12 protein-coding genes and 1 pseudogene are annotated in these 11,855 nt (G+C 72.0%); 6 read left to right on the top strand and 7 right to left on the bottom strand.

The window, feature by feature from the left end; translation table 11 throughout:
* Positions 1–159 precede the first annotated feature (159 nt).
* The gene (locus tag QMO56_RS26050) at positions 160–1,461 is read right to left on the bottom strand and encodes a hemolysin family protein (RefSeq protein ID WP_283530475.1); all 1,302 of its coding nucleotides are present in this window, start codon (positions 1,459–1,461) and stop codon (positions 160–162) included.
* A gap of 239 nt (positions 1,462–1,700) precedes the next feature.
* Between QMO56_RS26050 and QMO56_RS26045 the strand changes: the two genes are divergently transcribed.
* The gene (locus QMO56_RS26045) at positions 1,701–3,008 is read left to right on the top strand and encodes a glycosyltransferase (protein WP_283530473.1); all 1,308 of its coding nucleotides are present in this window, start codon (positions 1,701–1,703) and stop codon (positions 3,006–3,008) included.
* An 8-nt stretch (positions 3,009–3,016) separates the two neighbouring features.
* On the opposite strand, the gene QMO56_RS26040 is transcribed toward QMO56_RS26045, so the two are convergent.
* Positions 3,017–4,297: an Hsp70 family protein gene (locus QMO56_RS26040; RefSeq protein ID WP_283530471.1), complete on the bottom strand. Its 1,281-nt coding sequence runs from the start codon at positions 4,295–4,297 to the stop codon at positions 3,017–3,019.
* Positions 4,298–4,484: 187 nt separating this feature from the next.
* On the opposite strand from QMO56_RS26040, the gene QMO56_RS26035 reads away from it, so the two are divergent.
* The 3 genes from QMO56_RS26035 to QMO56_RS26025 all read left to right on the top strand — a co-directional run bounded on the left by QMO56_RS26035 (position 4,485) and on the right by QMO56_RS26025 (position 6,412).
* Positions 4,485–4,763, top strand: a complete 279-nt coding sequence (locus QMO56_RS26035) for a hypothetical protein (protein WP_283530469.1) — start codon at positions 4,485–4,487, stop codon at positions 4,761–4,763.
* An 87-nt stretch (positions 4,764–4,850) separates the two neighbouring features.
* A complete protein-coding gene (locus QMO56_RS26030; protein WP_283530467.1) occupies positions 4,851–5,483 on the top strand; it encodes a bifunctional 4-hydroxy-2-oxoglutarate aldolase/2-dehydro-3-deoxy-phosphogluconate aldolase in 633 nt (210 codons plus the stop codon).
* On the top strand, positions 5,480–6,412 hold the full coding sequence (locus tag QMO56_RS26025) for a sugar kinase (protein ID WP_283530465.1): 933 nt from the start codon (positions 5,480–5,482) through the stop codon (positions 6,410–6,412). Before QMO56_RS26030 ends, QMO56_RS26025 begins: the two co-directional genes overlap by 4 nt.
* A gap of 57 nt (positions 6,413–6,469) precedes the next feature.
* Here the strand turns inward: QMO56_RS26025 and QMO56_RS26020 are convergent, their stop codons facing one another.
* The 4 genes from QMO56_RS26020 to QMO56_RS26005 all read right to left on the bottom strand — a co-directional run bounded on the left by QMO56_RS26020 (position 6,470) and on the right by QMO56_RS26005 (position 9,278).
* Positions 6,470–7,750: an ArgE/DapE family deacylase gene (locus QMO56_RS26020; RefSeq protein WP_283530463.1), complete on the bottom strand. Its 1,281-nt coding sequence runs from the start codon at positions 7,748–7,750 to the stop codon at positions 6,470–6,472.
* Positions 7,751–7,974: 224 nt separating this feature from the next.
* Positions 7,975–8,136 (bottom strand): hypothetical protein, encoded by a 162-nt coding sequence (locus QMO56_RS26015; protein WP_283530461.1) that lies wholly within the window; start codon positions 8,134–8,136, stop codon positions 7,975–7,977.
* Between the two features lies 1 nt (position 8,137).
* Entirely contained in the window at positions 8,138–8,611 is a 474-nt protein-coding gene (locus tag QMO56_RS26010) for a hypothetical protein (protein WP_283530460.1), read from the bottom strand.
* A gap of 124 nt (positions 8,612–8,735) precedes the next feature.
* Positions 8,736–9,278 carry a transcriptional regulator gene (locus QMO56_RS26005; protein WP_283530458.1) on the bottom strand — a complete coding sequence of 181 codons (543 nt, stop codon included), beginning with the start codon at positions 9,276–9,278 and terminating at the stop codon, positions 8,736–8,738.
* 137 nt (positions 9,279–9,415) lie between these two features.
* Here QMO56_RS26005 and QMO56_RS26000 point away from each other — a divergent pair, with 137 nt between their 5' ends.
* Both QMO56_RS26000 and QMO56_RS25995 read left to right on the top strand, forming a co-directional pair.
* A complete protein-coding gene (locus QMO56_RS26000; RefSeq protein ID WP_283530456.1) occupies positions 9,416–10,684 on the top strand; it encodes a multidrug effflux MFS transporter in 1,269 nt (422 codons plus the stop codon).
* Positions 10,685–10,771: 87 nt separating this feature from the next.
* Positions 10,772–11,707 carry an oxygenase MpaB family protein gene (locus QMO56_RS25995; protein WP_283530454.1) on the top strand — a complete coding sequence of 312 codons (936 nt, stop codon included), beginning with the start codon at positions 10,772–10,774 and terminating at the stop codon, positions 11,705–11,707.
* 50 nt (positions 11,708–11,757) lie between these two features.
* Here QMO56_RS25995 and QMO56_RS25990 read toward each other — a convergent pair.
* Positions 11,758–11,855: pseudogene (locus tag QMO56_RS25990) on the bottom strand (IS5/IS1182 family transposase); the annotation flags it as partial.

The raw sequence follows: 11,855 nt of genomic DNA, 5'->3' as shown, positions 1-11,855 counted from the left end.
GGCTATGACTTGCGGGTCGCCATCGAGCGCCTGTGGGAGCGGCAGGCGGCGGCCGAATGAAGTAGCGGGGGCGGCATTACTGCCGCCCCCGCCATCAACACGTTAAGCTAGTGGCTGGGAGAAACCTCCCCGGCCTTTTTTCATGCCCGCGGGCCGGGTTCAGGCGCCGGTGGCCTTCTCCCGGTCCACCAGGACCTTGTCCACGCGGCGCCCGTCCATGTCCACGATCTCGAAGCGCCAGCCTGACCAGACGATGCGGTCGCCCTCGCGCGGCACGCGCTGCAGCAGGGCCAGCATCAGGCCGGCGACCGTGTGGTAGGTGCCCTCGCCCGGCATCTCCGGCAGGTCGAGGCGCGACTTCAGCTCGTCGCTCGGCATCATGCCGTCCAGCAGCAGGCTGCCGTCATGCCGCTCCACCACGCCGCCGGCAGTGGGCGCCGGCGGCGCGCCAAGCTCGCCGACGATGGCCTCCAGCAGGTCGGAGGCGGTCACCACGCCCTCGAAGCTGCCATATTCGTCCATCACCAGCGCGAGCCCGAGCCGGTCGGCGCGCAGCCGGTCCAGCGCGTCCAGCGCCGAGAGATTGTCGGGCAGCACCATCGGGTTGCGCATGGCCTTGGGCATGTCCAGCGGCTCGCCGGCCAGGAGCTGGTTCAGCAGGTCCTTCGCCGCGACCACGCCGACGACGTTGTCGATGCGGTCATCCGCCACCACGAAGCGGGTCACGGAGCTGGCGCGGAGTCGCGCGGCAACCTCCTCCTGCGGGGCGTTGCGCTCGATCCAGTCCACCTCGGTCCGCGGCGTCATCAGGGCGCGGATGGGCTTGTCGGCCAGGCGCAGGACGCGCTCGATCATGTGCCGCTCCTCCGTCTCCAGCGCGCCGGTTTCGGCGCCCTCGGCGACCGCCGCCTTCACCTCCTCTTCCGTGATGGTCGAGGAGACCGGCCGGGAGGCGCCGAGCAGGCCAAGCACCAGGGACGAGGAGCGCGAGAGCAGCCAGACCATCGGCGCGGCGATGCGCGAGAGCAGCGACATCGCCGGCGCCATCAGCAGGGCGACGGCCTCCGGGTTGCGCAGGGCGAGCTGCTTCGGCACCAGCTCGCCGAGGATCAGCGAGGCATAGGTGATGCCGAGCACCACCACGGCGAGGGAGATCTGCCCGGCATAGGGCTCCAGCCACGACACCATGGCCAGCACATGGCCCAGCCGCTGCGCCAGCCCCTGCCCGGCGAAGGCGCCGGCCAGCACGCCGACCAGCGTGATGCCGACCTGCACGGTGGGCAGGAAGCGCTGGGGATCCTCCGCCAGCGCCAGCGCCACCGAGGCCCCCCCGCGCCCCGCCCGCTGCATGCTGAGCAGCCGGACCCGGCGCGCCGAGACAATGGCCAGCTCGCTCATGGCGAAGATGCCGTTGAGCAGCACCAGCAGAAGAATGACGGCAAGCTCCAGCACCACGCCCATGGCTGCTCAATCCTCTTGATGACGCCGCAGGGTTCTATCCGCTCATCCGAGTGCGGTCACGGCCGCATGGCCCCATTCCTGCCATCAAGCGGACGATCCGGCGCCGCATCACTGGTTGAAAAGGGGGACATCGCGCGACGCCGCAACGGCCTTACGGATCTCAAGCAGCCATGAATGCACGCGCTTCCCGTCTGGTTTCCGCCCCTCCCCGCCTCACCGCGGCCGGATTCGGCTCTCCCATGCCGCAGCGCGGCGCCAGAGCCGGCCGGCCGCAGCCCGCCGGCGGTGCATGCTGGCCCCAGGTCTCCCTGCATCTGCCGCTGCAGGACGCCTCGCCGGTGGAGGCCTGCGCCACGCTCGACGCCCTGGACGCGCTCGACTACCCCGCGCTGGAAGTGCTGGTGGTGGACACCAGCACCACTCCGGCCGCCTGGGAGCCGGTGGCCGAGCATTGCGCAAGGCTCGGCCCACGCTTCCGCTTCTTTCATCTCGGCTGCCGCGCCGGGGAGCGCATGGCCGCGCTGAACTTCGCGCTGAAGGAGACCTCCCCCGCCGTGGAGGTGATCGGCACGCTGGAGGCCGGCTGCGCGCTCCATGCCGGCTGGCTGCGGCACACCGCCCCGCTGCTGGCGCGCCCCGGCCTCGGTTTCGTGCAGGGTGCCTGGACGACGCCCGGACCGGATGCGCCCACCTTCGAGCGCTTCGCCGCCGCCAGCCGCCCCGCGGCGCTGCCGGCTGCCGCCGTGACCCTGCGCCCCTCGCTGGCGCTGATCCGGGCGGAGGCGCTGCGCCTCGCCGGCGGCTGGGCCGAATCGGCGGCGGACCAGCATGCCGAGCTGGGCCTGCGGCTGCAGCGCCAGGGCTGGGAGGCGGTGCAAATGGTGGAGCCGCTGGGCTGCCCCCCGCTTCCCGCCGACCTCTCCGCCTGGGGAGCGGCGCAGGTGGCGGCCGCCCGCAGCGATCTGGACCTGCTTCGCCGGCACGCCGACGTTCTGCTCAACCCGCTGCATCCCGGCCTTTCGTCGGCACAGCGGCGGTATCTGCTCGGCCATATGCTGCCCGGCCTCACCGACCTGCTCTGGATGGCCGTCTGCGGCTTCGGCGTCATGGCCACCCTGCTGCTGCTGCCGCTGCGGAATGCCGCTCTCCTGCCGGCCACTCCGCTCCTGCTGCTGGCCGCCCTCCTGATGGGCGGACGCGCCATGGCAGCACTTGGGGAGGCCAGACCCGGAACACGCCTGCTGGCCGTGCTGGCCGGGCTGGCCGCCATGCCGCTGCGTGGCGCGGCCTTTGGCCGGGCGCTGCTCAGGCGCCGCGCTTCGGCCTCCCGGCCCGCCCGCCTGCTCGTGCCGCAGGCAGCGGCAATCCTGCTCAGCCTGATCCTGGGCGGTGCCGCGGCGCTACCCTGGGCACTGGCACTGGCGCTGCTCTCCCTGCCGGGGCTGGCCGGGCTGCTGGTGGGACGGCTGCTGCACCCCGCCGCATCAGCGCAGGCGGGGCGGCACGGGCTGGCCGCCGCGCGCCGGCTCTCCGGGCAGGCCTTGTAGCGTGCCCCTCAGGCCCCGGCACGTTCGGCGCCGATCAGCGCCAGCCCTTCGGCGACCGAGACGAACTCGCCGCCGCTGACCACCCGCCCGGCGCCGAAGCGCGTCTCGAACAGACGGCGCACCGCCGGGACCAGCGAGGTGCCGCCGGTCAGGAAGACCCGGTCCACCGCCTCCGCCCGCAGCCCGGCATCCGCCAGCGCCTGATCGACGGCGGCGGCGAGTCGTGCCAGTTCGGGGCTGATCCAGCGCTCGAAATCGGCGCGCCGCACCTCCTCCTCCAGCTCGAACCCGCCATGGCGGAAGCGCAACATGGCGCTCTCCGCCTTCGAGAGCGCCGCCTTCACTCCGGAGACCGCCTGGTAGAGCGCATAACCCGCCTCGTCCTCGACCAGCCGGATCAGGTTGTTCAGCCGCTCGGGGTGGTCACTGGCGCGCGCCACCTCGGCGATCTCGCGCAGGGTGCGGGGCGCGCGCATCAGCGAGAGGCGGTGCCAGTGGGCGAAGCTGGTGAAGAAGCTGGGCGGCACGGGCAAGGGCGTGCCCAGCACGCGATAGCTGTCGCCTTTGCCCAGGCGCGGGGACACCACCTGGTCGATGATGCGGTAGTCGAAGGCGTCCCCGGCGATGCCGACGCCGGCATGGCCGAGCGGCGTGACCTTGCGGCGCGCGCCGGGCTCGAAGCGCAGCAGGGAAAAGTCGCTGGTACCGCCGCCGAAGTCGCCGACCAGGACGGTCGCCGCCCCTTCCAGCCCGGCGGCGAAGCGATAGCCGGCCGCTTCCGGCTCCAGCGCCAGGTCCGGCGCCTCCCAGCCGGCGCCGGCGAAGGCGGCACGCAGCCGGCGCTCGGCCAGTGCATCATCCGCTCCCTCGCCGACGAAGCGCACCGGCCGGCCGGCCGTCACATGTGCGCCGCCGAAGGCGCCGCCGCCCACCGCGCTGGTCAGCAGGGCGCGCAGGAAGAGGGAGATCAGCTCCTCCAGGCTGACCCCCCGGCCGAAGATCCGCGTCTCGGTGAAGCTGCGGCTGGCCAGATAGCTTTTCATCGACATGATCAGCCGGCTGCCGAGCGGATCGTCGAGATAGGCCTCGATCGCCCGTGGCCCGGCGGCATGCTGCAACCGGCCGCGTGCCGCGCCCGTTTCCTCAGCCCAGAAGCAGAGCAGCGAACGGAAGGTGTCGGCCACCCCTGTCCCCGTCGCGTAGCGGAAGGTTGAAACCGCGCCATCGGGCTGGCGGAGGGCGATGACACTGTTGGTCGTGCCGAAGTCGATGCCGAGGACGTCGGGCATGGTGCGATACCTGGGCCGTGGAGAGCCGGGCGTTAGAGCAGATCGGGGGCGGGAGGGGAATGGCCGGCGCGCTGCCCGGAGCGGCACAGCGTGTTGTCTAATTTTTTATAATTTCTCGCCTTGTGAGGCGGGTTAATCTTTCGCTAGGAATTTCAGGTCACCACCCCATCGCCCCGGAGGCATTCCCATGGATCAGGCCGCAGCGCTCCTCGCCTTCCCGCAGAACCCGGAGGACCGCCTTCGCCTCGCCCTGCGGCGGCTGGACGCAGCCCTCTCCGAGCAGGCTGCGGCCGTGGCCCAGTTCCGCGCCAACCTCTCCGACCTGCGCACGGCGGTCGGCGGCCTGGCTGGCCAGGTGCAGAACTACCGCGCGGCGCTGGACGACACCGCCAGCAAGGTGCAGCACACGCACCAGGCCGCGCTGGAGCTGGAGCGCACGGCGGACAGGATGGCAACCCTGGCCTGACCCGGCCGGACGGGGTAGCCTGCCGCATCTTCTGGGAGGTCCGCGGCGCCCCGGGCGTCGCCCTCCCGCACCGAGCAGGATTGACCCGTGGCCCCGCACCCCTTGATCGAGACGTTCCGCGCCGCCCGCATCGTGCCCGTGGTGCGCACCAGCACCGCCGCCCATGCCGCCACCGCCGTCAGCTGGCTGCGCGACGCGGGTATCCGCATCTTCGAGATCACCATGACCATCCCGGATGCGGTCTCCGTCATCCGTGACGTCGCCTCCGATCCCGAGCTGCTGGTGGGCGCCGGCACGGTGCCGGACGCGGTCTCGGCCGAGGCCTGCATCTCGGCGGGCGCGCGCTTCCTGGTTTCGCCCTGGGTGGAGCCGGCCCTGGTGCCGCCTGCCCGCGGCGCCGGCGCCTGCCTGATGATGGGCGCGCTGACGCCGACCGAGGTGCGCGCCGCCCGCACTGCCGGGGCGGATGTGGTCAAGATCTTCCCGGCCAGCTCGGTGGGCGGGCCGGCGCATCTGAAGGCGCTGCGCTCCGTCTTCCCGGACGCCGTCTTCTGTCCGACCGGCGGGGTGGATGCCCGCAACGCCAATGACTACATCGCGGCCGGCGCCGCCTTCGTGGGCATCGGCGGCAAGCTGGTGGACGAGGCGGCGATCCGCGCCGGCAACCGCGCCGCCGTCGAGGCGGCCGCACGCGAGGCGCTCGGAATCCTGCAGGCATGAGTGGGGTGGACATCCTCTGCATCGGCGAGCCGATGCTGGAGTTCAACCAGATCCCGGCCGATGAGCAGGGCCGCCGCCTGTTCCTGGAGGGGCATGGCGGAGACAGCTCGAACGCCGCCATCGCCGCCGCGCGGGCCGGCGCGAAGGCCGGCTACATCAGCGCCATCGGCCAGGACGCCCCTGGCGAGAGCTTCCTCCGGCTCTGGGAGGCGGAGGGGGTGGATGCCGCCACCGTGATCCGCCGGAAGGACGCGCCGACCGGCATCTACTTCGTCACCCACGGGCCCCAGGGGCACCAGTTCACCTTCTACCGCGGCGGCAGCGCGGCCAGCCGCATGACCCCGGAGGAAATGCCGGAGGAGGCGATCCGCAAGGCGCGCATCCTCCACCTCACCGGCATCAGCCAAGCGATCTCCACCTCCGCCTGCGACGCCTGCTTCCGCGCCATCGAGATCGCCCGCGCCGCCGGGGTGACGGTCTCCTACGACACCAACCTCCGCCGCGCCCTCTGGCCGCTGCCCCGCGCCGCCGCGACCATTCACGCCGCCCTGCGGCACGCCGATATCGCCTTCCCCAGCTATGAGGACGCCACGGCGCTGACGGGGCTGGAGCAGCCGGACGCGATCGCTGATTTCTACCTGGAGCTTGCTCCGCTGGTGGTGCTCAAGCTCGGCCGGCAGGGGGTGATGGTGGCAACGCGCGAGGGCCGCACCATCCTGCCCGGCTGCACCGTGCAGGCGGTGGACGCGACCGGCGCCGGCGACACCTTCGCGGGCAACTTCCTGGCCCGCACCGTGCTCGGCGATGCGCCCGTGGAGGCTGCGCGCTACGCCAATGCCGCGGCTGCGCTCTCCACCACCGGCTACGGCGCCGTGGCGCCGATGCCACGCCCCGAGGCCGTGCGCGCGCTGCTCGCAACGGCCGCCTGAAGCCGGAAGCCGCTTCGCGGGGGCGGGGTGCGCCTGCCGCCCGCCCCCGCGCGCCCCTCAGGCCTCCTCCACCCCGCACCAGTCGGCGACGAAGAGGGCGATGGCCTTGGTGGCATCCCGGATGGACTGCAGCTCCACGCGCTCGTTGAAGCTGTGCACCTTCTCGGCGCGCGGTCCGTAGCAGAAGGCGGGAATGTCGTAGTAAAGGCTGTAGAAGCGCGCATCGTTCAGCGCGGTGCCGACGCGGTCCTCCAGCGGTGCGGTGGTGACGCGGTCATGCGCCTGCCGCAGCACCTCCACCGCATCCTCGCCGCCCTTCATCACATAGCCATGCGAGAGGTAGCCGGACCACTCGACCTGCGGCGGGTTGCTGGCGAGGAAGCTGTGAGTCGCGGCGGTCTTCGCCACGCAGGCCTCGATCTCGGCGCGGCAGGCATCGACGTCCCAGCCCGGCAGGATGCCCATGCGGCAGTCCACGTCGCACCAGGCCGGCACGCTGGAGGCCCAGTCGCCGCCCTTGATGATGCCGGGATTGAAGTTCAGCGGGTGCTGCATGGCGCCATAGTGCGGATCGCTTGCGGCGCGCCGGTTCCACTCGGCTTCCAGCTCCTCCAGCCCCTGGATCAGCCGGTAGGCCGCCTTGATGGCGTTCGAGCCCTCGCTGGCATAGGCGACATGCGCCGGTTCGCCGCGGACCTTCAGCCGGAACCAGATCACGCCGACGCAGACGCGCGTCAGCCGCAGCGCCGTCGGCTCGGGCAGGAGGCAGCAGTCGGCGCGGTAGCCGCGCTGCAGCGTCGAGAGCGCGCCGACCCCGGTGCTCTCCTCCTCGATCACCGACTGGAAATGCAGCCGCCCCTTCAGCTTCAGCCCGGCCGCGCGAACCGCGTCCACCGCGTGGAGCGCGGCGATGGTACCGGACTTCATGTCGCCCGCGCCGCGGCCGTACAGCCAGCCGTCCTTGATGGTCGGCCGGTAGGGTGGCGTCTTCCACATGTCCAGCGGGCCGGCCGGGACCACGTCGCAATGCCCCTGCAGGATAAGGGAGCGGCCGGTTTCACGTGCGGGCCGCAGGGTGCCGACCACACTGCGCGCCCGCGAGAAGTCGTGCTCGATCACGCCGCAATCCGGCAGGTCGCGCAGATCCTCCATGGCAATGGGCCAGTCGTCCACCTCGTAGCCCCGGGCGCGCAGCAGCGTCGCCATCATGTCCTGCGCCGGGCCTTCGGCGCCGCGCGTGCTGGGGATGGCGGAGAACTCAATCGTCGTCTCGATCTGCTGGTCGAAGCGGCGATCCACCTCGGCGGAAATGCGCGCGGCAATGTCGGATGCGGTCACGGGTGGAGGCTTCCCTTCCTCTGTCTCGCAGCGGGGCGCCCTTCCCGGCGGAACACTCCGAGAGCGGCGCGAGACGGGATGATCGGCCATCCACGCGCGGCGGCAAGACGGTTTCCGCCGGCGGGATGCCAGGCGCGTTCAACACGGGCCGGTGGGGAAGCGAGGGCCGCTTCAGGGGACGGGGCGGACGTCATCCCGGCGGAAGGGCCAGGGGCAGCACAACCTCAGTGCCGCGGCTCCCGCAGCGCCGCGCGCGAGTAGCGCCTTCCGGGATGCCGGTGCCGGGCGAGAGCGTAACCGTAGCGGATCACCCCATAGCCACCCAGGCCGATGCCGAGGAGGCTTGCTCCCCACAGCAGGGCGGCGAGGATGTCCTGCGGTCCCATCTCAGGGCTGGCTCTCGTGCCTCATGCCCGGAGTATGGCCCTTCCAGATGACGAATTCCAGCCTGAGGACATAGGCGGCCGACATCAGCGCCGTGGCCAGCAGCGCAGCGCCGTAGGCGTGGAAGATGCCGGGCTGCAGCGCGGCCGCCAGCGTCGGCGGGTCCGACATCACCACCAGGCCGAACACCGCCGCATGGGCGCACTGGAAGAACAGCAGCAGCGCCACCAGCCAGCGGTTGAAGCCGCCGGCGCATTGCCAGGCGCGGTCCGGCGCGCAGGCGCGGAACAGCAGGTCGGAAACCGGCCAGAGCGCCAGCGTCAGCCCAAGCGCCGAGGCCTGCGGCCCGAACCGCACCAGCAACTCTCCCAGCTCCGCCCCGGGCAGCGGCGCCCGGTAGTTGTCGCGGAAGATCACCGCCAGCGTCCCGAGAAGGCCGAAAGCCTGCGCAAGAGTCCAGCGCGCGAGGTTCTCCATCACCTCCTCCCTCTCCGCCCGGTGTGCCATGCCGGCGCGGGAGGGGCAATGTTCTTATTATGTTCCCTAAATCAATCAGCCGAGATAACAGATTTCCTTTGAAATCAACGCTCAGGCGCAGCCCTTACGACGGCGCTTCCGGCCCACCCCCGGCATGGCGAACAACCTCGCGCCACAGCCGCAACTCGCGCCGGGCGTCGTCCAGCGCGCGATGTGTCGGGGCACCGCCGGCCTCCACGGCGCGCCGGGCCGCGTCGATCACCTCCTCCATCTGCTCATTCCCTGCGCTCCCCAGCGCCGCCAGGACTGCCTGCCGATGCGCCTCCTCGGTATCGCGCAGGCGGAGCGCGTGGCGCGGCAGCCCGGCGGCACGCAGCAGCCGGCTGAGCCACTGGCCGTCCCAGGAGGGTGCGGAGGCGTAGAGATCATGGCCGGACAGCGCCTCCACCATGCGGCGCGCGACCACGTCATGCGCCGTGCCCTCCCGCCGGAGGCAGTTCAGCGAAAGGCCATGCACCCGCTCCGCCTCGGGACTCCACTCCTCCCAGTCCGGCGCGGGGCGGATCAGATAGCCTTCCTCCGTGCCGTCCTCCGCCGCCCAGCCGACCTCGACGGGAAAGCCACGCTTGCCCAGGCTGCTGGCCTCGAAGTCCACAAAGACGATCATGGGCGGGGCTTCTCCTTCGCCGACCTGCTGCGAACGCCGGGAGGCCGGAAAGGTCACGCCACGGGCTCCGGGCGGCCCTTCCCCGGAAAGCATGCCAGCAAGGGTGACGTTTCGCCTGACCTGGATGACAGTAGCGGATGCCCTATGACGAAACCCGGAAGAGCCTGCCCGCTGCCACCCCTTCCGCGCCGGGCGAGGCCCGGCCGCCCGGCGGCAGCGGCCCGCCTTCCGGCCGGCGGCCGCCGCTCTGGCTGCTGGTGCTGGTCACCACCTCGGGCACGCTCGGCATCCATATCTTCGTGCCGGCCCTGCCGCAGGCCGGAGCCGAGCTCGGCGCCAGCAGCGGCGCGATGCAGCTCACCATCAGCCTCTACATCCTTGGACTGGCGGTGGGGCAGCTCGGCTACGGCCCGCTTTCCGACAATCTCGGGCGCCGCCCCGTGCTGCTGGGCGGCCTCGCCCTCTACACGCTGGCCAGCCTCGCCGCGATGCTGGCCCCGAGCGTGCAATGGCTCACCGCCACGCGGCTGCTGCAGGCACTGGGCGGCTGCGCCGGGCTGGCGCTGGGGCGCGCCATCGTCCGCGATACCTCCGAGCCGCGCGAGGCGGCCTCCCGGCTGGCGGCACTGAGCCTGGTGGTCTCCGTCGGGCCAGGGATCGCGCCGCTGATCGGCACCACCCTCTCGGAATGGCTGGGCTGGCGGGCGATCTTCGCGCTGCTCTGCGCCATGGGCGCCACCACGGCGCTGCTCGCCATCCGCCGCCTGCCGGAGACGCGGGCCAGCAACAGCGGCCGGAGCATCGCCGCCCTCGCCCGCGATTACCGCGCGCTGCTGCGCTCGCCGGCCTTCCTCGGCTATGCGATCGGCGGCGGCTGCGCCACCACGAGCTGGTATGCCTATCTGGCGGCCATGCCCTTCATCTTCGTGCAGCAGCTCGGGCGGCCGGTGCAGGAGGTCGGGCTGTGCTACCTCCTCCTGGTGGCCGGCACCTCGGCCGGCAACCTGCTGACCAACCGGCTGGTGGCCCGGCTGGGCATCCCGCGCCTGCTGCTTTCAGCCAGCGCGCTCGGCGTCCTCGGCGCCGCCGTCTTCCTGGGCGGCGTGCTGAGCGGGCACCTGAACCTGCTGCTGGCGGTCGGCGGGCCGCTGCTGTTCACGCTGGGCGTCGGCATCGCCAGCCCCCTCGCCCTGACCAAGGCGGTCAGCGTGAACCCGCAGATCATCGGCTCGGCCGCCGGGCTGTATGGCTGCAGCCAGATGGGGGTTGGCGCGCTCTGCGCCTCGCTGGCAGGCGTCGGCGGCAATCCGGCGCTGGCGGCGGCGGTGGTGCTGACCAGCGCGGCGGTCATCGGCCAGGCCGCCTTCTGGGTAGGGCTGCGCGCGGAGGGGCGCCGCGAGGCCTGAAGCGCCGCGCGGCGCGGGCGGACAGGCGTTCAAGGCCGGCGCCGCCGCCCCCATATCCACCGCATGACAGGAGAGGCACCCCTGGGCATGGGCGCGGAGACTGCGGCGCTGGCCCTGCCACGCCCCTTGCGGCACTGGGCCGAGGCGAGCTTCCAGGCCTTCATCAAGCCCCCAGGCGGGCCAGCGGTCGATTTCACCTGCCCCGCCGGGGAAGCGGCGCTCGCGGGGCCGGACTCCGTCTCCTGGCAGGTGTTCCGGAACCCGCTCGCCCTGTTCATCGGCGGGGTCGCCGCCGTCATCCTGGAACTGGCCGAGCCGCGTGTCCGCGCCGGCGTCTGGAACCATACCAGCTTCCGCACCGACCCGGTGCGCCGCCTGCAACGGACCGGCCTGGCGGCGATGGTCACCGTCTATGGCGCCCGCAGCGCGGCGGAGGCGATGATCGCCGGCGTGAGGCGCGCGCATCAGGCGGTGTGGGGGCGCACCGAGGCCGGCCTCCCCTACCGCGCCGACGACCCCGTGTTGCTGGACTGGGTCCAGGCCACGGCCTGCTTCGGCTTCCTGACGGCCTATTGCCGCTTCGTCCACGCGCTACCGATGCAGGAGCAGGACAGGTTCTATGCCGAGGCCGCACCCGCCGCCCTGCTCTACGGCGCAGGGGGCGCGCCCACCAGCGGCGCCGGGATGGAGGCCCATTTCGTGGCGATGCGCCCGCGGCTTGAGCCCTCGCCGGTCATCTTCGAGTTTCTCGACATCATGCAGCGCGCGCCGATCCTGCCCGCCGGCCTGCGGCCAGCGCAGCGCATGATGGTGCGGGCCGCAGTGGCCATCACGCCGGACTGGGCGCGGGATCTGCTCGGCCTGGAATGCCGCCTGCGGCCCTGGGAGGCGGGGGCGCTTCGCTCGGCGGGGCGACTGGCCGAGAGGCTGCTCCTGGAAAGCAGCCCGGCGGTGCAGGCCTGCCACCGCCTCGGCCTGCCGCCCGGAACCCTTCTCAGGCGCCAAGCCGGGATGGCAGCCTAGTGTCCTGCCCGCGAAGTTCGCGGGCAGGACACTAGGCGGTGGTGACGATTTCAGCGGAGTAGGATGGCGATTGAGGCGAGCAGAACGAAGCCGCGGAAGTTGGCGAGGAGCTTGTCGTAGCGGGTTGCGACGCGACGGAACTGCTTGA

Source organism: Roseomonas sp. E05 (genome assembly GCF_030063475.1).
Taxonomy (GTDB): domain Bacteria; phylum Pseudomonadota; class Alphaproteobacteria; order Acetobacterales; family Acetobacteraceae; genus Pseudoroseomonas.
Note: the sequence above shows the minus strand (reverse complement) of the source record. Positions and strands in the feature narration are given on the sequence as shown.

What these genes read in the sequence shown, in the direction of transcription:
- QMO56_RS26005 (WP_283530458.1), bottom strand. Translation starts at nt 9,278, where the DNA reads ATGATCGTCTTTGTGGACTTCGAGGCCAGCAGCCTGGGCAAGCGTGGC.
- QMO56_RS26010 (WP_283530460.1), bottom strand. Translation starts at nt 8,611, where the DNA reads ATGGAGAACCTCGCGCGCTGGACTCTTGCGCAGGCTTTCGGCCTTCTC.
- QMO56_RS26025 (WP_283530465.1), top strand. Translation starts at nt 5,480, where the DNA reads ATGAGTGGGGTGGACATCCTCTGCATCGGCGAGCCGATGCTGGAGTTC.
- QMO56_RS26000 (WP_283530456.1), top strand. Translation starts at nt 9,416, where the DNA reads ATGCCCTATGACGAAACCCGGAAGAGCCTGCCCGCTGCCACCCCTTCC.
- QMO56_RS26040 (WP_283530471.1), bottom strand. Translation starts at nt 4,297, where the DNA reads ATGCCCGACGTCCTCGGCATCGACTTCGGCACGACCAACAGTGTCATC.
- QMO56_RS26045 (WP_283530473.1), top strand. Translation starts at nt 1,701, where the DNA reads ATGCCGCAGCGCGGCGCCAGAGCCGGCCGGCCGCAGCCCGCCGGCGGT.
- QMO56_RS26050 (WP_283530475.1), bottom strand. Translation starts at nt 1,461, where the DNA reads ATGGGCGTGGTGCTGGAGCTTGCCGTCATTCTTCTGCTGGTGCTGCTC.
- QMO56_RS25995 (WP_283530454.1), top strand. Translation starts at nt 10,772, where the DNA reads ATGGGCGCGGAGACTGCGGCGCTGGCCCTGCCACGCCCCTTGCGGCAC.
- QMO56_RS26035 (WP_283530469.1), top strand. Translation starts at nt 4,485, where the DNA reads ATGGATCAGGCCGCAGCGCTCCTCGCCTTCCCGCAGAACCCGGAGGAC.
- QMO56_RS26015 (WP_283530461.1), bottom strand. Translation starts at nt 8,136, where the DNA reads ATGGGACCGCAGGACATCCTCGCCGCCCTGCTGTGGGGAGCAAGCCTC.